This is a genomic window from Paraburkholderia sabiae (assembly GCF_030412785.1).
GTDB lineage: Bacteria > Pseudomonadota > Gammaproteobacteria > Burkholderiales > Burkholderiaceae > Paraburkholderia > Paraburkholderia sabiae.
Window position 1 is genome coordinate 179480 of sequence record NZ_CP125298.1, and the last position, 17579, is coordinate 197058.

Below are 17579 nucleotides of genomic sequence, written 5' to 3' on the forward strand. Positions count from 1 at the left end.
GCGATCCTGTAGTGTCGGTCCTTCGGCAACTTATTTATTGCACTCGGTATCAGGGCCAATTATTTCCCGAGGGACGGACGTCGAAAATTGCGAGCCGTTCCAATCCAAGGATTCCCGATAGCAGCTACCACCATGTTCCCATCGCGCGGTTACATAGTTGCTTTTGACGGCATACCTCAGACCCAGCATGTTGTAATCTTCCCCACCATATGGAAACGGGAACATCTTGCCGGTCGCCACATCTCCGACGAAGACAATGTGACAACCCGTACCACACCCAATGTCTACGATTGCGTAATGGCCTGCGAAGTTCGGACCCGTCCGCATCTCGTTGGATATGCGTGTCCTGAAGGTCCTGAATTGACTGTCCCTGCCCGCGAAATCAGGAAGTTGGATGTGACCTTGATACACACGGTCCATCGGTAGGCTGTTATTGCCTGATTGTGAGTAAGCCCCCGATACTCCGAAGCCCAGTGCAGCGACCAGATACAAAGCCGCGGTTTTGGAATTTTTCATGACGTGTATTTTTATTTTCGTGTTTTCCAGCGCCGCGCTTTGCGGCGAATTTTCCGCTTCAATATCCGCGAAACGCGTGCAGACAATCGATCGTCCAGATCGATCCGCCAGGAAGCGGGCAGAACTCTTGCCGCTCGCCGGACCAGCGATTGACCCTGATCATCCCACCCCCCTGATAGTCATATCGAAACATATAACCGAACACGATAATCCCGAGCACAAGCGCGAATGCGAGGTATTTCATGGACAATATTCCTATTGCTCGTCGTCCTGCCAGTAATCACCGCCCAACGTATTTATGGCATCGGTTCGAGCGTCATCTTCGGTGGCAAAGACGGTGGACGGCGCACCGATCAGACTCCCCGTAATGTCTTCCAACTGCCAAGCCCACCCACCCTGAAGAACAAACACGACCACCTTTGCGTACCATCTATAACGCAATCCTTGGAGTATCGGATGAGGTTCATGTCCAACGACTATCGGCATCGCATTTCCTTCGATTTTCCGTGGTCAAGTAAGTTCAGCGCGCACCCGTGCCATCGTGCCCGCATGTAGATGATCGGCTGCCAGCGCCAGGGCGCTGTCCCGCCACCGATTATGTGCAACGTAGCGCGGATGACTGGTCCTGTAGCAGAGTGTCCGGCCGACGCGGAATTGCCATAGGCAACGCGGCTCGATTGCAACACTATCAGTCCGATCGGGGAAACAGTCGCGCAAGAATCGATCGTAGGCCGCCCCTGTGGTGAAGAGGATCACATCAGGGTCGGTCACAGCAATGTGAGCGCGAAGCAAATCCTGCGACAGCGACTGGATACGGTCGAACGATTCCGCCACCTTAGGCGAGCCCCCGGCATGACTCACACAGAACAGATTCGCCCAACCGACAGCAACGCCAGCATCGGGCAGCCGCGCGTGCATCGACCGTCTCACCTGGCGCAAGAACTGGAGGAATTTATGGCGCTCGGGTGGACGCTCCATCCAACGTGCGTGAGACTGCATCGACTCGGAAACTGCGTCCATCGTGGGCACGTTCCCCTGCTTGAACTTGCATTCTTTGTTTCGCCACGCCTTCGTTTCCATCCCTACAACCAGTAAACGGTGCTTCGCGTCCGCAAAGCCGGCTGGAACTGTCGGAAGGAATAGCCCCGAAAGGCCATGGACGTTGTCGAAGACGGCAGCAAGGTTCGTAGCGGTGAGGATTTCGAGATAGCTCTGTGCTAACGTGAATGCGTGGCTGTCGGCCTCGCTGCTTTTGAGAGTTTCGCCCATATTGATTGTTTGCTTGTTCGTTCGCAGGGCTCAAGCCCGGATGTCACGATGGACGGGACGCTCGCGCATGAGCTTCTCGATCGCTTGAACGCCGGCTTGCATCTTCTCCGCGGCAGAGGGGTTTGCCGTGTGGATCCTGATTACTGGTGGCACGAATCCTCGAAGCGCGACCGCCCCTTCGATCCAAACGATCACGTCGTAACCCGTGCCGCGAGCGTCATCGCCCAGATCATGGTCCAAACTGAGTTCCGTGACGCCGCCTGCTTCAAGCAGCAGGATCGCTTCCGACGGCCAATACACCCGATCCCAGCCCTCCGGCGTCGGGCGCTCGTCATCAAGAAACAGTTTCATGTCCTCTCATTTCCTCCTGCCCGTTTCCCTATGGAATAGCCCGCGCACCGGCTGGAAGCTCGTACGCAAGTTCGGTGAGTCGTGCGAACTCAGCCTCGTGATCTTCTTCCGCAGCTAGCGGTCGAGCATTTTCATACCATCCTTGCAAAGCAGCTTGTGCTATCGCGCTACGGATCTTCATCTCCGCGACCGGTAACGGAGCATCATTTGCGAAAAGCTCACGAATCACGTTTTCAGTCGCTTCTGTAACATCGCTGTATGTAGTGTTCATTGCTCACCAATTTTCCTCTGTCGAAAACGGCCTAATCGCCCTTCAGTCGTTCGGCAAGCCCGACGAGCACCGCACCGTCCACTCGCGGCCCACCAGCTTGATGTCGAAGGTGGCGGGCCACGGTTTCCAGGTCTTCCTCTCCGGGCCCTTGCCCTCATCCTCGTAGTAGCGTGTCAGGCTCGCCGTGGGATGGCCGCATGCGTTTTTCAGCTGCACCCTGATCACATCGCGCACGCTCATGCCGCTGGCAACGGCTTTCGTGCGGTCACCCGCGAAAACGGGTGTGCGCTCAAGATAGCGCTCAAGGATTTCTTCAATCTGTTGTTCGGTGGTCATGCTCTCTTTTCCCGTTTCGCGCACGCGAAAGTCGCCGCGCATTTTCCTACCAGTCAGCGCCGTTAAGTGCCTCGTATTTGATACCGTGACCTTCGAAATCAATCTTGTGAGGCAAACCTTGCAAAGCGTCAGAAATCGCTTCGTATTGATGCTCGTTGATGATGGCCTCTGAAATTTGAGGATTACGCTTGAGCGGAGTGAAGGCGATAGTTTTCGCTCCGTGCAGCGTGCTACTGAGTGTGTCTTTCGTGTGGACTTGAAGCGCGATTTGAGCCATGTTGTTTTCCTATGCCGGTTGATGCACCGTGACCAACGCGCACCCTAATGATGAAGTTCTTGGTGGTCATCTACCATGTTTCTTGTGCTGCTAGTCAAGGTTACCTGCTTCCTCTTGCGCTTTACTGCGCGCGTTGCTCACAGCAGTCTCGACATGGGCATCCAAGTTCTCACGAAAGCAAGTGTGGTAGAACTTGTTATCCGTGTCGGGCGTCATTGTCTGCTTGGCGAGGTCGCTACAGTGCCTGCCAATCTTCACAAGGAACTGATGCTGCTGATACTTCGAAACCCACATAGGCGTGAATAAGCCCAGCACGTAGGCGACACCAGCTACCGCGACCAATGGGAACGACCGCTTAAACATTCAAGCCTCGACTATGCAGTAGCTATGGGAAAGGGCCGGCCTTCGATAAGAGATTCGATCCTCGACTTACTTCTGGCCATCCGGAGCATCATGATCCGATTCCAGCAATTTTCCGATTTAGACCGTGTTATGAACTTCGAAGTACTGGCACTGCATGCACGAGCATAAGCATGGCAAAGACAACGAAATGAAGCCCAGCCAATGTTTCAGGTAATCGCTCATAGTCGCGCGCGAGGCGGCGAAAACGGTTGAGCCAGCCGAAGCTGCGCTCGACCACCCAGCGCCGGGGCAGCAGCACGAAGCCTTTTTTCGCTTCCTGCAGTTTGATGACCTGCAGCTCAATGCCCTCATTGCGTGCAGCGTGAGCAGCATCTTCACCTGTGTAGCCCTGATCTGCGAAGGCCACCTTGACCGTCTCTCCCGTAACGTCCTGCACCTGACGCGCGAGTTCGCCTACCTGCGCGCGCTCCTGTTCATTCGCCGGTGTCACATGTACCGCAAGCAAATGTCCCAGCGTGTCGACCGCGATATGGACTTTGCTGCCACGCTTGCGTTTGTAGCCGTCATAGCCCGCACGTGGACCACTCTCGCAAGTGGATTGCATCGTCCGCCCATCCAGAATCACGGCGCTGGGCTGGCCCTGCCGACCTTGCGCAACACGGATGATCGAGCGTAAATCGCAGACCATGTTCTCAAAACAACCTGCCTGCAGCCACCGCTGGGTCTGCTGGTACACCATCTCCCACGCAGGAAAGTTGTTGGGCATCATTCTCCACGGCGCACCGGCACGCACGATCCAGCGTAACGCGTTGAACATTTCGCGCAGTTCGTATTTGCGCTGCGGGGCCGCTTCATTCATCAATGTCAGATACGGCGCCACGAAACTCCACTCTTCGTCGGACACGTCTGTTGGGTAAGGCCTGCGCATTTCTTTTGTCATGCGCCCAGGATACCAGGTTATACAAAAAGTTCATAACACCGTCTAAATTACTCTCATCAGTCGCAGCACAGAGACCGCGACAGCACCAGCCAGCACCAGCCAAGAGAACGTGCGTGCCAACACAGTGTCCCTCAGCATCGCTTTCACGCCGGCGACGACGAGCTGTAACAACCCCATCACGCCGAGCGCGACAACGGCCCAAAGTGGCACCGTGACGTCCATGCCTCGCAGCAGCGAGGTCGCAGTAAGCGACATAAGGTAGAGCGCCGAGCCACTGATTAGCGGCATCAGCCAGCCTTCGTTCTTGCTGGCCCATGCAAGTCTTTTGCAAATGCTTTTCATGCTTCTCTTTAAGAAGGATTTTCCGTTACGTTTGCCGGAGCCGGTAAGTCAACCGTGCCTCAAGTGAGGTCTGGAGAAATCTTCCAACGTTTGTATGGCGGTGAGTATTTGCTTTGTCAATTCGTTATCGGATGAGGTGCGAGTTCCGAAGACCTCAGATCTGACCTTGCTGGAAAATTGACGGTCAACACGAAAATTTTCACCTTCACTTACACAGTTGTCGATATAGCTTTCGATCGCCGCATACAGGACCGATACGCATCGCGACAGCAGTTGTGTCGCTTCGCGCGCCCCGGAGCCCCAAATTGCTTCTGCTTCAAGACTACGAGTATCGAACTCTTTCAAAGCGGTCGCGACATGCGACCAACGATTCTTGAAAACATGGTTCCAAGCGTTTACTTCGTCTTTCGTGGATGGATTGACGCCGGCTTGCTTGTACCCTGCGGGGAATTCAGCTGCGACCACGAGCGGAGCCCTACAGTTGAAAAGCGCCTCACGAAGCGAATACGATGCGCGCATTAGCGCTAGTGCAGCCTCGAACTTTGTCCTTCCACCAAGCTCGCGCAGCCAGTTATTGAGTCCTTTCCGTGCAACTAGTGCCGTAACGATGCCTGCTACCCCGAGCAAAACATCTTTTCCCATGCCCACGACTAGACCGATCTCAGCTAGTCCCATGGCAACTCACACGCAGTCTCATTCATTGTTTTCCTTGTCCGGCCGGGCCGGCGTTTTCCGTGCCGTCGTTAGCTATGGTTCTGGCAAACGGGACAAGTCCACTGGCCGAAGTGCGCGTGCATGCCGACTGAGCGAGGAAGGCGAATCTTTTTCCCCGACGTTTCGTAGCAACGGGCACAGTAAGGGCCCTCTCCACCGAACTTGTATCCCCCATTCATCATCTCCGGCTCTTCGCGAGATCGCGATTCGAGTTTCGATGCTAGTTCGGTGTTCTTTTGGATCAGCGCTGCAATCTGTTCCTTCAGCCCAGCCGCTTCCACCTTGGCGTCAGCGAGTTCGCTTTGCAGGTCGGCAAGTAGCGTCTTAATTTCCGCATCCTTGAGCTTCTCGTTGAGCGTGCGCAGCTGCTTGGCTATTTCTAACGCTACCTGAAGCGACGAAACAATATCTGCCATCACATTCCCTAGACTGTTTAACTGGTGGTCCGACAATCGAGGCGATGTCCCCGCTTCGTGCACCTCAAGCTATTCACGTCACGCCACATTCAACGATTCTAGAACCGCTCGATAGCCGTCGTACGGGTAGCACGGCCAGCCGGACGGCATACAGAAGCCGTTACGCCGCTCGATGTTCTCGAATTGAGCGTGCCAACCGGTGCCCCGCGTGAACACCCAGCCTGAAAGGCCCGTTCCCTCGAACTGATCGTACGTGATGTCAATCAGGACGTTGTCGACCTCGAACCAAGCATGTGTCTGGTCGCCCGTTAGCTCTGGGTGCCCCTCACCGCATACATACATCCCGTCGTATCCGAGTTGCTCCTTTAGAAAACGCCCAACAATCTCAGTCGCCGGACCGCAAGCTCCACGCGGAAACTCAGCGAATATTGCGCCCGGCCCGCCATAAAGACTACTCAAGCCACGGCGGCAAGATATCGCAACCCTCTCAATTGCCGTGCGATCAACCACAATTGCCCCGTTTTCCTGTCCGTTATTGGTCGAGGCAGCTCTTGACAGCCAGCGCTCGAATCTCGTTCGGCGTCGTACGCACCATTTGACTGTTCAGATAAACGCCTGCGACGAACATCTCGCCATTCGCACCGTCTCGCGCCTTCGCTTCTTTTGCCGCGGATTGCATGCTCATACCTGCATCACGGTCACGAGCATATTCCGCGAATTTATCGCCGAACGCCGCGCATTGTTCAGGTTTTGCGGCATGCGCACCCATAGATACCATCGCAAACGAAAAGACAACAAACGATTTCATCATTTTCCTAAAGCTTGTACGGCACGCGGACACCCGGGCTTGCCTGCTGGATTTTCCGATACTTCACTGCGCGCCAGCAGCGCACGGATTCTGGCGCAGGTACGCCAACATATCACTCCCTTGCCCGAGTGCTGCGGCGCTGCCATGCTGTTGCCGCGTCACTTCCGTTTCGTGATCGCCAACCGATTTAAGACGGATCAATGTGAGTGGCTGGCGAAACCATGCGTAATCGCCAGTTGAATTGATGTAGCCGCTCATCTTCGGCTCGGTCATGCCGAGGCTCGATGCCGCCTTCTCCGCACCTTTCTCATAGAGACAGCGGTAGTCCGCAGCAACGACGAATCGGGCGTTCGGCTGAGTGTCGGCCAACTCTTCTTGAGTCATCGCACAACCTGTCAACCCTGCGGCCAGGAGGCCCACGCATAGTGCATATTTCATCCCATTTTCCTATCGCTTATTCGAACACGACATGGAGTTCGTACCCCTTGCCGTTTGGCCAAGTCTTCCGGATTGTGGAAATCCTAACCGTCCCGTTCATTGCCGTCACGTCGCCTCTACGCGCAACAATCGCTTGCTCCACTGCAATTGGCAACGGCAGGCCCGATGCGCGGATGCTCAATGCCTTGGAAGCCTTCAACAGTTCCTGTATCGCAACAGCATCCGACAGCGGCTGATTTAGGTTTAGCACGAGTTCAAGTTGTGTGACTTTGGTCGCGCTTCCCGTCACGTAAAACGCGAGGTTGTTTGCAATGCCCGTGGTCGCTGTTCCAATTTCCCGGTATTCGCTCGCGCAACCGCCATAGGTTACGTCCTGAGCGAGCCACGGACGTGTTGACAGCTTTTCGGTCACAAGGTATCCGCACACATCGGCAGGGAGGCTGCTCTTTAATGCCGCTTGAGCACCGCCGGCCGAAAGTATCATGCATGCTGCGATCAGCGCCTTTATGGGTCTCATGATTTTTGCGGATTTTCCTACCAGTTCGCGCCGTTGTGGGCGGACAACCGCTCGCTGCCGGCGAGGGCGAATTTGTACGGCACGCCAGCAGCATCCAATTCTTTCTGGAGCGTTGGCCACTGTTCATCGCTCACGAATGCCTCGAAGACACCCGATGATTCGTTGTATACCGCAACTACTCCCACCGTTGCGCCTACGTCGTCAGCCGAAAGTTCGAGCGTGATGGCCATCGCGTTTTCCCATTTTCCTACTCATCAAGCAACAGGTCGAAATCGGAATCGGGATGGTTGTCAAACAGCAGCCTCGATTGACGGACCGCCCCTCCATCGGCTTTCCAGCACATTGCCATCGATCCCGTCGAGCACGAGACGCTACCGATCAACGCATACGGGCTATGCTGACCAGCTTGCCTCTCGATCGTGGGCGTGAAATGCGCCTCGCGGCAGCGAACGGCTGCGCCGCCTAGCACCTTTTGAACGTCGAACGTGTCGCTCATGTTTCGTGTCGTTCGGGCTGCCGGCCCGTGCGGGGCGCGCAAGCGCCTACGTCGTTTTCCAGTGCCGGCCCAGCCGGCGAATTTTCATATGCCTGCTTGATAGCGTGTTCTTGCCACGCTTGCCGGATGATCGCGGCCATCGTTTCAACAATGGCACGCCGGTCATCTTCGCGGATTCGCTCAAGATGAAATGCATCTTCGAGCTTTGCGCCGTGGTCATCGCTCAGTTCATCGACAATGCCTCGCGCTGCCCGATGCGCCCAATCATCAGCGAGGGGCAGATTCACAGCCGGATCGCCATGCCAATTCTCACGATGCCATTCTTCGCTGGCATCAAACGGGCGTGCGTCGCCACGAGCAAGTGCCGACCGCGCCATTTCCAAAAAGCTAATTGCCATCGTCTTTTTCCAATGCCGCGTGTGGTGGCGAATTTTCCTACTTTCTGGTGGCGTTCACTCGATCGTGGTGGAATTGCGCGATCTGTCGCCTCGCTTCATCGTCCGTGGCAAGCTCGCCGCGGTACTTGTCGATCAGCGCATTGAGCACAGTGTTGACCTTGTGCGAGGCGACGATTTCGCTTTCGAGGGCCTCGCTAGAAAGGGCCGAGTAGTCAGCATCCTCGCCTCGGATGGAGGCGGCAAGCCTATCGACTTCCGCCTTGTCTGTGTTCAACGCTTGCTCCCAGACAACTCTATTGCCGGAATTGTAAAGTCCCTGCGCAGCGAGAACAGCTGGACGCGACCGCGCGGCAAGATCCATTGTTCCGCGTAGCGTTGCAAGCGTCGTGTGAGAGTCGCTGACGGCCTTTCTGAGCTCGAGCCGCAGGTCAAGTGATTTGATTTGACTGCTTCGCTTGTAACCGAGGAAGCCCATTACCGCGCCGAAAATTCCCGCAGCCGTACCCACGTAATCGGTCCAACTCCCGTCAGCCATTATTGCCTCTCGCTAGATGGTCTCGAACACAAGGCAACGCAGCGCCCGCCCCACCAACGCTCAAATGCCAGCTTCTGGCAGGCGTTCGGGGTGCTGGCCATACGCCACCTCCTTGCCGTATTTTCCGTTATGACACGAGCCCGAGCTGGCGCAATGCAACTGTATAGGTAGTCCGCGAGATCCCCTCCGCAACCGATCCCGAGAACAACGTTGCGGTTCGCATCGCGGCCCAAAAGGCTGGCCCGTCTCCGCGTTCCTCAACTGGAACGATCGGAGCGCCGCAGACGCGATTGATCCACTGAACGAATGCGGACCCGTAGCCCTTACGACGAAAGGCGGGCTCTACTTCAATGTGTTTCACCCAAACGGTCTGCCCCTCGAGGAAGCGTATCGCTGCTCGACCAGCAGGAGCGGCGCCACCATTCGTGGAAAATACAGATTGAACTCACCATCCGCGAGATCGTGGATCTCGACAGAGATTACGACGTGTCCGTCCTTGGTGCTCGACTCAAACGTCTGTTGTCCGGCTTTCATTCCTACCCTTGTTTTCCTTTGCGGCCTCGCTGCCTTTTCGGTGCTGAATTCAAGAACAGCCGTAGAGCCGTTCTGCGAGCTTGTTCGTCTCGCGCTGCATCCATGCACCGACAGCGCAGATCGTGACGCAAGCGACAAGGTCCGGCATCGTTCGATCACTCAACGCGAACATGACGGCACCAGCAAGCCCACAAACCAAAGCCAGCCCCAATCCGATAGTGCGAAGTCGCGAGCGCTTGTCACCCTTCGGTACGTCGTCGTATTTTTCAACCGTCATGGCCTGATTTTCCGAGCCTAGTCCGAGAGATCGAAGACGATCGTGCCGCGGCCGAATCCTGCGATCTGATTCAACTCGACCAGTGCGAGATGGCCACAGTTTTTCAGGGTAATTCGCGCTCCACTTGCAGCGGCGAATCCTGCCATTTGATTCAACTCCGCCACAGTGTACTGATCGGCCGAAATGATGAATCCGCCGCCGAATCCGGCAATCTGGTTTAGCTCGTGTGCAGGTCTCATATCTGGGTCTTCCCTAGTATCAAATTTCCCTATTCGTCGCTTGCAACGCTGTCGACATTCTTAACGACGACATCCAGCCTCTTTCCCGCAGGCTCTGATGCGCGAGCATCCTCGAGCGCCTGCGCCTGCGCCGGTGCCGACGCCAGGCGCGGGGTGTCGAGGCTAAAGCCGTCGTAAATCGCTTGCTTTGCTTTGTTGCACGCGATGTTCTCAGCCTCTCTAGCGGTCGCGGCTTCGCCGCTATAGGTGCCAGCAACGTCGTTGGTCTTCCTGTTCACGACGACCACACGGCATGCGAACCCTTTCCCTGCACGCTCAGGGACGCTCCACATGATGTCAAAATCGTCAGTAATCGTTTGTGTCGTCATTTCTGTTTTTCCGATATCAAACCGTTCCAGTGCGTTTTAACGCTTCGACAGCTTCCACGCAGTCTGGGTCGCCGCATTCGGCCATGCACGCCAAGCAGTCGCCACCACAGCTCACGCTCAACGGATCTCCAAGTTCGTCAAGTGAGCGCCCGCAGGTCCGGCATGGGTGACCTGGCAAGCACTCGCGTTGGTGCCAATCCGTCCGTTCTACCCCGTACACAACCTCGCACTCACTGAACAGTTCCGCGGGTGAAGGATACCAATGATCCGAAGTGGGTAAGGCACGACCGATAGCCTCGTACCGCACAAGCAAAAAGCTTCCATCGTTGAGCGGCTCAACTCCGACCGCCCACGTTGTTCCGGTCTCATCTCCCCGACCATCGAGAGACTTTCGCGTCTTCGCCCACAACGGCATGCCCATGCCCCCGTTTTCCGATTTTCCCTATTCTGCAAAGACTTCCTGCAAGGTTCGCAGGGTGTCCAACAACGTCTTATCGGCCACTGCACCCTCTTTCTTGACCAGGCGCACCTTGTCTACTGCGCGAATTTGATCCAGAAGGATCAGGCCCTGTTTGCGCTTGAACGTCACGGGAATCCGAAACGGCGCAGGACGTCCCTTGGAAGTCATCGGCGCGACGACGACTGTGCGCAAGTGGTCGTGCATTTCGGGAGGCGAAACGACGACACAGGGGCGCGTCTTTTGAATCTCGCTACCAAGAGTTGGATCGAGCGCGACCAACCAGACTTCCCCGCGCATCACCATGCAAGCTCCGCGTCATCGGCATTCGAAAACTCGCCCATGACCAGCGCATCGTCGCCACTCCCGGCCAGAGCCTTGCTCGCATCCGCCCAACCCTCACGGGCTTTGTGCTTCGGACGGCGCAGAACAATCGCGTCGTTCTCGACTTCCATTTCCACTTCGCTCTCCAGCCCGAGTTGCGCAAGGACGGGCTTCGGAATCAGCACCCCCTGCGAATTACCCATTCTGCGAATCGTAGTTCTCATAGACCCTCCAAAGTAATAACAATGTTACACCGCACAATCACGGCAGTCAACACAATGTTATTACACCTGGTGTTCCGTGTCGCGCCCGCCGCATCGGGCCGCGCCGGATGCCGTTGTCAGATGGCTCTCATAACACTTCGCAAAACATCTGTCGTAGCTTTTTACCGGACACATCCAGATACGGCAAAACGTGGTCGAGTTCGGCATGACCTAGAAGCTGTTGAACCGTCTCAATATCGTGCCCTTGCTCAATGAGGTTACTGGCAAATGAGCGTCGGCCCGAATGTGACGATCCACCACGTATCCCTGCGTCCCTGTAGAGCTTTGTGACGTGGGATTGCAAGCTGTCGCACGCAGAGTAATCAACCTGCTCCCCGGCCTCGTTGATGCGGCGCTTGGCGTTCATCGCAAACTTGCGACCCTTGCCAGCGAGGACCAGGCAACTTGACGGCGCGAGTCCGCGATAGCGCTCTCCGGTTAGCTCGGTTCCCATGTTCGCGCGCAATGCGATGGTTCAGATAGCACTCCAGAGCCGAAACCGTTTTCGGATGCGTGAGATAGACGCATCGCTGCCGACAGCCCTTCGTGATTGCGGCCCGAAGGCTGACCTCTGCGCGGATCACGCCCGAAGGGAACAGCACGTCTTGAACCTCGATTTGAGCTATTTCGCTGACGCGCATTCCGCACGTAATGCCTAGCAGGAGAACGAGGCTATCGCGCTCAGGATGGCGCGAAGTTGCGGACGTGACGGCGAGTAGATGCCGGATTTGGGCCGGTCGAAGTGTTGCAGCTTGGGCCATGCGCCCCTCTGAATGGGATCGGTTAATGACGTATTCAGAGAGAGATTTGATGAGGGTCTTTTTCAAGCGTATCACGGCTTGTTTATTCGATTCCTCGGAAAAACCGGACACACCCACAACTCCCCGCGCGACAACCGCAGAATACGGTGTATGACTCCATGAAACGCGGCCCGTAACAACTACATAATGCGGTTTCGTGTTCAGAATCAAAACTGCGATGCCAGCCGCGAAATGCGGATACCCTTCTTTTTTTGCGCGCACGCTTTCTCGCGCGACGCGCAGCCTTGACACGCAATTTCCGCGGGTAGTCTCGACATGTCGCCGCGTCTTTACGGCGACGTATCTCAACTCTGATCGCTGAAGTAAATGCAGAGATTGAACGCGACGCTCTCCCCTTCACACATCGCACGGCCGTCATCGCCGCCGGCTTCCGTGAACCCGCACCTTTGGCGTGGTTCGCTCGGGCACGCTGGCAACCCCTCCCTCCTGCAAAACGGGTTGGCGAAGCGGCAGCTTCGCAGATACTATGGGGGAACGTAAATTCAGTATATAGGTTTATGGACAGTGAACAGTGGCTGCGAAGTCCCGAGGACGCGTACGCCGAATGGCAGCGTGCCGAGGCGACTGGCGCCGATCGTCGCGCCTTTGCAGAGCAATCGATTGTTCAGCACCTGTCGATGTTTCGACGGCTCAACCGATACCTGATTGCTCATCGCAGCAATGTGGTCGCATTCGGCGTCGACCACATCGACCGTTTCTTTGCCGAACTCGATGGCAGTTGCAGGTCCGGCACGTCAACCCGCCAGCGATACCTTAAGCTGATTGATCGTCTCGCCCGACACCTGATCGCGCTTGAGCTTCGCACTGACAATCCAGCCAGCAGCCTACTGTCGAGCGAGCGCTGGCCGGAAGACGAGCCGGCGCCTGTCTTCCTGGGTTCGGCCGATGACGTTCGGCTGCAATCAGCCTGTGCCGTTCGCGCCTTCGATTCCTTCAAGGAATTGCGCAACGCCTCAATCGTCGCGTTCCTGCTCGGGACTGGCCTAACCGCCGCAGAACTCCGGGCGCTCGTTGTAGAAGATCTGGACGCGAGCAGCTCGCGCATGAGTGTATTCGTGAAGAAGCACGGGCCGCGTATCGCGCGACGCGTCCCCGTTGATGCGTTTGCCGTTGATCTCCTCCGGCTTTATCAGAGCACGCGGGCAGGAATGTCCTGTCCCGCGCAGTGGCTCTTCGTGTCGACGGCAAACGGTACACCCATGAAAACAGACAGGCTCGGCGAATACGTGCGCCAAGCCCTTCATCATGCGCAAATCTCCGCTCCCGACGAAAGCCCGCGTCTGCTACGCAATACGTTCGGCCGTCGACACCTCATCGACGGCATGTCCAACGAGCAGGTGAGTAACCTGCTAGGGCTATCCAGTCATCGGACGGTCAACAGGCTACGACAGACGTTTGACGACGAAAAAATAGCTACTCCTGATGGATCGGGGTAGCTGCCGTCGCGTTCAGGGCCCGCCAAAACGAGCGACTTGACTTTTATTAGTTATGCGTACCGTAGATCGTACGCAGGGCACACGCTCTGCGATCTACCCGACGAGGAGGCGCATGAACTACATAGGCCCGTTCAAGGACGTCGTATACCCGAACGTAGACCGGGAACCACGCATCGCGCGCTATCGCATCGCTTTGATCCCGCAAGCGGCCGGCGCACGTGCCATCGTACATTTGCTCCGGAGTGCTGCAGTCGATTCGCAGGTGCACATTCCTGATGCAGCCTTTGACACGGTGCTGAACAGGATCGTCGGGATGCAATTACCAGGAGTCAGACTCGACCGCATTCAATTCGTGGTTCAGACGGACGAGGAATTGGTCGCATATCCGATCCGGTTTAACGCCCTCGATCTCGCGCCAAGAAACGGGTTCCGATCGCGCGGCTCGAAGGACCTTGCTGTACATATCCGTTCACACGACATCGTCGGCGGCTCGGTATCTTTCTACGTTGATCGCGATGAAGGAAAGCCTGTCTCCGCAAGACTGGAGAAGGTGCTTCGACAGATATGATCATCCGCGCTCGGTATGCAGTCGGCGTGTGGCCATCGCTATGGCCCAGCGAGCCACAGATGTCACACCGAATCCTGATCGACCTTTCGTTGAAAAGGGTCGTCGCGGGTCAGGATCGCGTGCAGAAGCAATGGCGAACGATGAACGCCGCCGACTTCGATTACATGCAGCAGATCATCGGCGAGAGTTTTCAGGATGTATTCGACGATCCGCATGAATACGGGCTCGACCTCGTCGATGAGCCACCACCCTGGGCTCGTGAAGGGATACCCGGACGCGCAGATCGCATCAAGGGAAATGCTTAAAGCCATCAGCACCCCACGTCTGAGCAGTTTCATTTGCTATGGGGAGGTTCGCCCGCGAATGCGTATGCGCAGTCTTCCGCCTCACGCAGCATGGGCGCTGGGCTCAATACTTGGCGTCTTCGCGAGATTCGGCTCCGCGACGCACTGCATTTGACAGCGGGATGACGAATCCTCCCTCCCGTCGCGACTTCCGGTCACGGAAGCCGCCCTGCTGGCCGACAAATTGCTCGTCAATAGCCTATCGTTTGAGCAAGTGCGCAGCGCGGAGGCGGGACATGTTTCTTTTCTATCTTATTGATCCCGTCAGCCGCTCGATCGAAAAAGTGCGCGACGGCTTCGACCGGGCTGCCGAACTGACGAACAGCGACGCGCCCGAGATCGACACTTTGTGGGAAGACGCATCGGATCCGGACTCATCGGTCGACGTCGCGTACAACCCCGATGCCGGGGGCCAGCCCGTCTTCCGTCTGCGGCTTTTGCATGGCGGTAACACGACGGAGCGGGTTGTCGCTGGCCGCAGCGTCCTCATGGCGTGCGGCGCAGTGCCGGACGACATCGCGCAGCAGGTAGCGACAACAGAGGCAGTGCAGGCGGCAATCCATTTTGCGGGCGGGCGGACCAACATCGCCGAATGGCTGAAGGCCGGTGCGCCGGACGCTCGCGCACCGGCTCGGCGCAGCGCCTCATTCGACCACCCCCGTAAATATCGCCACAGCACGACTGGGCGGCGATAGCCTGTCCGTCCGGCTCAGGCCTGCTTACGAAGCTCTAACGGCCAGGCGTCCCCATCGCCAAGCATGCCGACGGCACGCCGTTTCAACAGGCGATGTAAGCGTCGCCTTACCAGGCTATACTACTGTTTATATATACAGTGTTTTGTGGGGAGAGCCATGAGTGCCGTCATGCTACCCGAAGCGATCCATCCCGATTTATGGAGGGCCAACCAGCTCGCCCGCGCGGCGTCGCGGGTCGTCCCTTGCGGCGACGAAGCCCTTGCGGCCGAATTGCCGGGCGGCGGCTGGCCGCGGGGCGTGCTGACCGATCTTCTCGTCCAGCAGACCGGCTGTGGCGAACTGCGGCTGCTACGACCCGCCTTCGAGCGCCTTGAATCCAAACCGGTCGTGCTTTTGCAGCCGCCCCACAACGTCCAGCCGACCGCGTTTGCGTGGTGGGGGCTCGATCCGTCCAATCTCCTGACGGTGAAAGCACTGAAGACCGCCGACGCGCTATGGGCCGCCGAGCAGATTCTGCGCGCGGGCACCTGCGGCGCGCTCGTGTTCTGGCAGCAGCACGTGAGGCCCGAGGCGGTGCGCCGGCTGCACTTGGCCGCACAGACGTCAGAGTCGCTCTTTTTCATGGTGCGGCCGCTGGCGACGACGCGAGACGCGTCGCCCGCCCCGTTACGGCTCGCGATCCGCGCCGCGAAAGGCGGCGTCGATGTCCAGTTTCTAAAACGTCGCGGCCCCGCCCGCGATGAACCGCTATTCGTGTCCCTGACGCCCTCCCCGATCCTGAACGTAAAACGCAATGCAACTGTGGATAGGCGTCCATCTCCCGCTGTTGTGCCTCGAAGTGTTCCGGCCGAAGTGGTCGCTTGAACCCGATGACAACACGGGTCTTGCCGTGCTCGAAAAGGAGCGCGTCATTGCTGCTGACCCGCCCGCGCGCGCGGCCGGGGTCTGCATCGGCATGCGGCGCGGTGGTGTCCTGACGCTCGCGCCAGCCACCGTCATGCAGGAGCGCGACGGCACGGCCGAGGTCAACGCGGTGCGCGAGATCGCGACAGGTTTGCTGAACCTCTCGCCGCAGGTCGTCATCGCCGAGGAAAGCACGGTGCTCGTCGACGTGTCGGCAAGTCTGCGGCTCTTCGGCGGTATCCGCGCGTTGCGTCGCATGGCGCGGCGGGTCGCTCACGCCATAGGTCTGACGGCCACGATCAGCGTCGCACCAACGGGACAGGCCGCATGGCTGCTCGCGCGGCACCGCGGCGGCGTGGCGCTCTCGCACGCTTCGCTCTCGCGCGCGCTCGCGGGACTGCCGGTCAGCCTGCCCACACCGGCCAGACGTCACCTCGACTGGCTGACGGGCATCGGCTGCGAAACGATCGGACAGCTGATGCGCCTGCCCCGCGCGGGACTGAAGAAACGCTGCGGCACGGCACTGCTCGATGTGCTGGACCGCGCCAATGGAGCGGCACCCCACGTGTATGAATGGTACGAGACGCCGCCGACCTTTCAGGCGCGCGTCGAACTTCCCGATCGCATCGAACACGCCGAAGCGTGTCTCTTTGCGGCCCGCCGGCTCGTCGTCCAGCTAACGGGCTGGCTATCGCAGAAGCAGCTTGCCGTCACGCGCATCGCGCTGCTGCTCGAGCATGAGCGTGGCCGCGACGCGATCGACCCAACGACGATTGCGGTGTCGCTCGCGGAGCCGACGTGGCGCGAAGACCACCTGATGCGCCTGCTGAAAGAACGGCTGGGCCGTGTCGAACTCGCTGCGGCGGTCATCGCGCTGCAGCTCGTCGTGCAGGAAGTGAAGGAAGCGGAACCGGCGTCGGACTCTTTGTTCCCTGAACCGGGCGGCACGGCGGCGGATCACGCGCGGCTGCTTGAACTGCTGGTCGCGCGACTCGGCGCGGAAAACGTGCTGAAGCCCGCGCCCGTCGCCGACCACCGTCCGGAAGTCGCCGCGCGCTGGGTGCCCGTCACGGACAAGACGAAGTACGTTGCGCCGGCGCCGGAGACGCCCCGTCCCGCCTGGCTGCTGGAGTCGCCCATCAAGCTGCTGATGCGCGGCGAGCGACCGTTTTACGGCTCGCCGCTGCGCACGGCGTCATCCGGTGAGCGCGTCGAAGCTGGCTGGTTCCAGGGTGAGCCGGTAACGCGCGATTACTTCGTTGCCGAGGCCGACGACCACATCTGCTACTGGATCTACCGCGAGCGGATCGGCGCCGTCGACGAAGAAGAGCCACGCTGGTACCTGCATGGGCTGTTCGGATAA

28 protein-coding genes and 1 pseudogene are annotated in these 17579 nt (G+C 58.0%); 5 read left to right on the forward strand and 24 right to left on the reverse strand.

Translation table 11 applies throughout. From position 1 onward, the window contains the following. Positions 1-574: 574 nt before the first annotated feature. From QEN71_RS43450 to QEN71_RS43560, 23 genes and pseudogenes are all read right to left on the reverse strand, one after another. Positions 575-760: a hypothetical protein gene (locus QEN71_RS43450; RefSeq protein ID WP_201662756.1), complete on the reverse strand. Its 186-nt coding sequence runs from the start codon at positions 758-760 to the stop codon at positions 575-577. Between the two features lie 266 nt (positions 761-1026). Continuing rightward, entirely contained in the window at positions 1027-1785 is a 759-nt protein-coding gene (locus tag QEN71_RS43455) for a hypothetical protein (RefSeq protein WP_201662759.1), read from the reverse strand. 30 nt (positions 1786-1815) lie between these two features. Beyond that, positions 1816-2136, reverse strand: a complete 321-nt coding sequence (locus QEN71_RS43460; protein ID WP_201662762.1) for a cyclic-phosphate processing receiver domain-containing protein — start codon at positions 2134-2136, stop codon at positions 1816-1818. A gap of 313 nt (positions 2137-2449) precedes the next feature. Beyond that, positions 2450-2743, reverse strand: coding sequence for a hypothetical protein (locus tag QEN71_RS43465; RefSeq protein WP_201662768.1), 294 nt, complete (start codon positions 2741-2743; stop codon positions 2450-2452). 46 nt (positions 2744-2789) lie between these two features. Beyond that, on the reverse strand, positions 2790-3020 hold the full coding sequence (locus QEN71_RS43470; protein ID WP_201662771.1) for a hypothetical protein: 231 nt from the start codon (positions 3018-3020) through the stop codon (positions 2790-2792). Between the two features lie 490 nt (positions 3021-3510). After that, entirely contained in the window at positions 3511-4311 is an 801-nt protein-coding gene (locus QEN71_RS43475; RefSeq protein WP_407675482.1) for an IS5 family transposase, read from the reverse strand. Positions 4312-4365: 54 nt separating this feature from the next. Next, on the reverse strand, positions 4366-4665 hold the full coding sequence (locus QEN71_RS43480) for a hypothetical protein (RefSeq protein ID WP_201657863.1): 300 nt from the start codon (positions 4663-4665) through the stop codon (positions 4366-4368). A 48-nt stretch (positions 4666-4713) separates the two neighbouring features. Continuing rightward, positions 4714-5340, reverse strand: a complete 627-nt coding sequence (locus QEN71_RS43485) for a hypothetical protein (RefSeq protein WP_201657861.1) — start codon at positions 5338-5340, stop codon at positions 4714-4716. A gap of 68 nt (positions 5341-5408) precedes the next feature. Then, entirely contained in the window at positions 5409-5795 is a 387-nt protein-coding gene (locus QEN71_RS43490) for a hypothetical protein (RefSeq protein ID WP_201657859.1), read from the reverse strand. Positions 5796-6327: 532 nt separating this feature from the next. Beyond that, on the reverse strand, positions 6328-6606 hold the full coding sequence (locus QEN71_RS43495) for a hypothetical protein (protein WP_201657857.1): 279 nt from the start codon (positions 6604-6606) through the stop codon (positions 6328-6330). Between the two features lie 60 nt (positions 6607-6666). After that, positions 6667-7041 (reverse strand): hypothetical protein, encoded by a 375-nt coding sequence (locus QEN71_RS43500; RefSeq protein ID WP_201657855.1) that lies wholly within the window; start codon positions 7039-7041, stop codon positions 6667-6669. A gap of 16 nt (positions 7042-7057) precedes the next feature. After that, a complete protein-coding gene (locus QEN71_RS43505; RefSeq protein ID WP_201657853.1) occupies positions 7058-7558 on the reverse strand; it encodes a hypothetical protein in 501 nt (166 codons plus the stop codon). A 17-nt stretch (positions 7559-7575) separates the two neighbouring features. Continuing rightward, on the reverse strand, positions 7576-7788 hold the full coding sequence (locus QEN71_RS43510; protein WP_201657851.1) for a hypothetical protein: 213 nt from the start codon (positions 7786-7788) through the stop codon (positions 7576-7578). A 17-nt stretch (positions 7789-7805) separates the two neighbouring features. Continuing rightward, entirely contained in the window at positions 7806-8054 is a 249-nt protein-coding gene (locus QEN71_RS43515) for a hypothetical protein (RefSeq protein ID WP_201657848.1), read from the reverse strand. Then, positions 8051-8452, reverse strand: a complete 402-nt coding sequence (locus tag QEN71_RS43520; protein ID WP_201657845.1) for an HMG-box domain-containing protein — start codon at positions 8450-8452, stop codon at positions 8051-8053. The genes QEN71_RS43515 and QEN71_RS43520 overlap by 4 nt, the downstream gene beginning before the upstream one ends. A 37-nt stretch (positions 8453-8489) precedes the next feature. Then, complete coding sequence (locus tag QEN71_RS43525) at positions 8490-8987, reverse strand: hypothetical protein (protein WP_201657842.1); 498 nt, start codon at positions 8985-8987, stop codon at positions 8490-8492. A 583-nt stretch (positions 8988-9570) separates the two neighbouring features. Then, positions 9571-9798: a hypothetical protein gene (locus QEN71_RS43530; protein ID WP_201657839.1), complete on the reverse strand. Its 228-nt coding sequence runs from the start codon at positions 9796-9798 to the stop codon at positions 9571-9573. 17 nt (positions 9799-9815) lie between these two features. Further along, positions 9816-10037 (reverse strand): hypothetical protein, encoded by a 222-nt coding sequence (locus QEN71_RS43535; RefSeq protein ID WP_201657836.1) that lies wholly within the window; start codon positions 10035-10037, stop codon positions 9816-9818. 29 nt (positions 10038-10066) lie between these two features. Next, positions 10067-10405, reverse strand: a complete 339-nt coding sequence (locus QEN71_RS43540; protein WP_201657833.1) for a hypothetical protein — start codon at positions 10403-10405, stop codon at positions 10067-10069. Between the two features lie 442 nt (positions 10406-10847). Further along, positions 10848-11168 (reverse strand): type II toxin-antitoxin system PemK/MazF family toxin, encoded by a 321-nt coding sequence (locus QEN71_RS43545; protein ID WP_028371700.1) that lies wholly within the window; start codon positions 11166-11168, stop codon positions 10848-10850. Further along, a complete protein-coding gene (locus QEN71_RS43550) occupies positions 11162-11410 on the reverse strand; it encodes an AbrB/MazE/SpoVT family DNA-binding domain-containing protein (RefSeq protein WP_201657830.1) in 249 nt (82 codons plus the stop codon). The genes QEN71_RS43545 and QEN71_RS43550 overlap by 7 nt, the downstream gene beginning before the upstream one ends. Before the next feature lie 127 nt (positions 11411-11537). Continuing rightward, complete coding sequence (locus tag QEN71_RS43555) at positions 11538-11903, reverse strand: tyrosine-type recombinase/integrase (protein WP_233472057.1); 366 nt, start codon at positions 11901-11903, stop codon at positions 11538-11540. A gap of 70 nt (positions 11904-11973) precedes the next feature. Next, positions 11974-12210, reverse strand: a pseudogene (locus tag QEN71_RS43560) (tyrosine-type recombinase/integrase); the annotation flags it as partial. Positions 12211-12767: 557 nt separating this feature from the next. Between QEN71_RS43560 and QEN71_RS43565 the strand changes: the two are divergent. Continuing rightward, positions 12768-13706 carry a tyrosine-type recombinase/integrase gene (locus QEN71_RS43565; RefSeq protein WP_201657827.1) on the forward strand — a complete coding sequence of 313 codons (939 nt, stop codon included), beginning with the start codon at positions 12768-12770 and terminating at the stop codon, positions 13704-13706. Positions 13707-13818: 112 nt separating this feature from the next. Beyond that, positions 13819-14274 (forward strand): hypothetical protein, encoded by a 456-nt coding sequence (locus QEN71_RS43570; RefSeq protein ID WP_201657824.1) that lies wholly within the window; start codon positions 13819-13821, stop codon positions 14272-14274. A gap of 62 nt (positions 14275-14336) precedes the next feature. Here the strand turns inward: QEN71_RS43570 and QEN71_RS43575 are convergent, their stop codons facing one another. Further along, positions 14337-14612 carry a hypothetical protein gene (locus QEN71_RS43575; protein WP_201657821.1) on the reverse strand — a complete coding sequence of 92 codons (276 nt, stop codon included), beginning with the start codon at positions 14610-14612 and terminating at the stop codon, positions 14337-14339. Positions 14613-14854: 242 nt separating this feature from the next. On the opposite strand from QEN71_RS43575, the gene QEN71_RS43580 reads away from it, so the two are divergent. The 3 genes from QEN71_RS43580 (at position 14855) to QEN71_RS43590 (ending at position 17579) form a co-directional block, all read left to right on the forward strand. Next, entirely contained in the window at positions 14855-15313 is a 459-nt protein-coding gene (locus tag QEN71_RS43580; RefSeq protein WP_201657818.1) for a hypothetical protein, read from the forward strand. A 156-nt stretch (positions 15314-15469) separates the two neighbouring features. Beyond that, the gene (gene imuA / locus QEN71_RS43585; RefSeq protein ID WP_201657815.1) at positions 15470-16177 is read left to right on the forward strand and encodes a translesion DNA synthesis-associated protein ImuA; all 708 of its coding nucleotides are present in this window, start codon (positions 15470-15472) and stop codon (positions 16175-16177) included. Then, positions 16107-17579, forward strand: a complete 1473-nt coding sequence (locus QEN71_RS43590; RefSeq protein WP_201657813.1) for a Y-family DNA polymerase — start codon at positions 16107-16109, stop codon at positions 17577-17579. The genes imuA and QEN71_RS43590 overlap by 71 nt, the downstream gene beginning before the upstream one ends.

What these genes read in the sequence shown, in the direction of transcription:
- QEN71_RS43490 (WP_201657859.1), bottom strand. Translation starts at nt 5,795, where the DNA reads ATGGCAGATATTGTTTCGTCGCTTCAGGTAGCGTTAGAAATAGCCAAG.
- QEN71_RS43500 (WP_201657855.1), bottom strand. Translation starts at nt 7,041, where the DNA reads ATGAAATATGCACTATGCGTGGGCCTCCTGGCCGCAGGGTTGACAGGT.
- QEN71_RS43485 (WP_201657861.1), bottom strand. Translation starts at nt 5,340, where the DNA reads ATGGGACTAGCTGAGATCGGTCTAGTCGTGGGCATGGGAAAAGATGTT.
- QEN71_RS43515 (WP_201657848.1), bottom strand. Translation starts at nt 8,054, where the DNA reads ATGAGCGACACGTTCGACGTTCAAAAGGTGCTAGGCGGCGCAGCCGTT.
- QEN71_RS43455 (WP_201662759.1), bottom strand. Translation starts at nt 1,785, where the DNA reads ATGGGCGAAACTCTCAAAAGCAGCGAGGCCGACAGCCACGCATTCACG.
- QEN71_RS43575 (WP_201657821.1), bottom strand. Translation starts at nt 14,612, where the DNA reads ATGAAACTGCTCAGACGTGGGGTGCTGATGGCTTTAAGCATTTCCCTT.
- QEN71_RS43465 (WP_201662768.1), bottom strand. Translation starts at nt 2,743, where the DNA reads ATGACCACCGAACAACAGATTGAAGAAATCCTTGAGCGCTATCTTGAG.
- QEN71_RS43470 (WP_201662771.1), bottom strand. Translation starts at nt 3,020, where the DNA reads ATGGCTCAAATCGCGCTTCAAGTCCACACGAAAGACACACTCAGTAGC.
- QEN71_RS43545 (WP_028371700.1), bottom strand. Translation starts at nt 11,168, where the DNA reads ATGGTGATGCGCGGGGAAGTCTGGTTGGTCGCGCTCGATCCAACTCTT.
- QEN71_RS43510 (WP_201657851.1), bottom strand. Translation starts at nt 7,788, where the DNA reads ATGGCCATCACGCTCGAACTTTCGGCTGACGACGTAGGCGCAACGGTG.
- QEN71_RS43495 (WP_201657857.1), bottom strand. Translation starts at nt 6,606, where the DNA reads ATGATGAAATCGTTTGTTGTCTTTTCGTTTGCGATGGTATCTATGGGT.
- imuA (WP_201657815.1), top strand. Translation starts at nt 15,470, where the DNA reads ATGAGTGCCGTCATGCTACCCGAAGCGATCCATCCCGATTTATGGAGG.
- QEN71_RS43525 (WP_201657842.1), bottom strand. Translation starts at nt 8,987, where the DNA reads ATGGCTGACGGGAGTTGGACCGATTACGTGGGTACGGCTGCGGGAATT.
- QEN71_RS43535 (WP_201657836.1), bottom strand. Translation starts at nt 10,037, where the DNA reads ATGAGACCTGCACACGAGCTAAACCAGATTGCCGGATTCGGCGGCGGA.
- QEN71_RS43550 (WP_201657830.1), bottom strand. Translation starts at nt 11,410, where the DNA reads ATGAGAACTACGATTCGCAGAATGGGTAATTCGCAGGGGGTGCTGATT.
- QEN71_RS43480 (WP_201657863.1), bottom strand. Translation starts at nt 4,665, where the DNA reads ATGAAAAGCATTTGCAAAAGACTTGCATGGGCCAGCAAGAACGAAGGC.
- QEN71_RS43590 (WP_201657813.1), top strand. Translation starts at nt 16,107, where the DNA reads ATGCAACTGTGGATAGGCGTCCATCTCCCGCTGTTGTGCCTCGAAGTG.
- QEN71_RS43460 (WP_201662762.1), bottom strand. Translation starts at nt 2,136, where the DNA reads ATGAAACTGTTTCTTGATGACGAGCGCCCGACGCCGGAGGGCTGGGAT.
- QEN71_RS43570 (WP_201657824.1), top strand. Translation starts at nt 13,819, where the DNA reads ATGAACTACATAGGCCCGTTCAAGGACGTCGTATACCCGAACGTAGAC.
- QEN71_RS43580 (WP_201657818.1), top strand. Translation starts at nt 14,855, where the DNA reads ATGTTTCTTTTCTATCTTATTGATCCCGTCAGCCGCTCGATCGAAAAA.
- QEN71_RS43520 (WP_201657845.1), bottom strand. Translation starts at nt 8,452, where the DNA reads ATGGCAATTAGCTTTTTGGAAATGGCGCGGTCGGCACTTGCTCGTGGC.
- QEN71_RS43540 (WP_201657833.1), bottom strand. Translation starts at nt 10,405, where the DNA reads ATGACGACACAAACGATTACTGACGATTTTGACATCATGTGGAGCGTC.
- QEN71_RS43505 (WP_201657853.1), bottom strand. Translation starts at nt 7,558, where the DNA reads ATGAGACCCATAAAGGCGCTGATCGCAGCATGCATGATACTTTCGGCC.
- QEN71_RS43450 (WP_201662756.1), bottom strand. Translation starts at nt 760, where the DNA reads ATGAAATACCTCGCATTCGCGCTTGTGCTCGGGATTATCGTGTTCGGT.
- QEN71_RS43475 (WP_407675482.1), bottom strand. Translation starts at nt 4,311, where the DNA reads ATGCGCAGGCCTTACCCAACAGACGTGTCCGACGAAGAGTGGAGTTTC.
- QEN71_RS43555 (WP_233472057.1), bottom strand. Translation starts at nt 11,903, where the DNA reads ATGGGAACCGAGCTAACCGGAGAGCGCTATCGCGGACTCGCGCCGTCA.
- QEN71_RS43565 (WP_201657827.1), top strand. Translation starts at nt 12,768, where the DNA reads ATGGACAGTGAACAGTGGCTGCGAAGTCCCGAGGACGCGTACGCCGAA.
- QEN71_RS43530 (WP_201657839.1), bottom strand. Translation starts at nt 9,798, where the DNA reads ATGACGGTTGAAAAATACGACGACGTACCGAAGGGTGACAAGCGCTCG.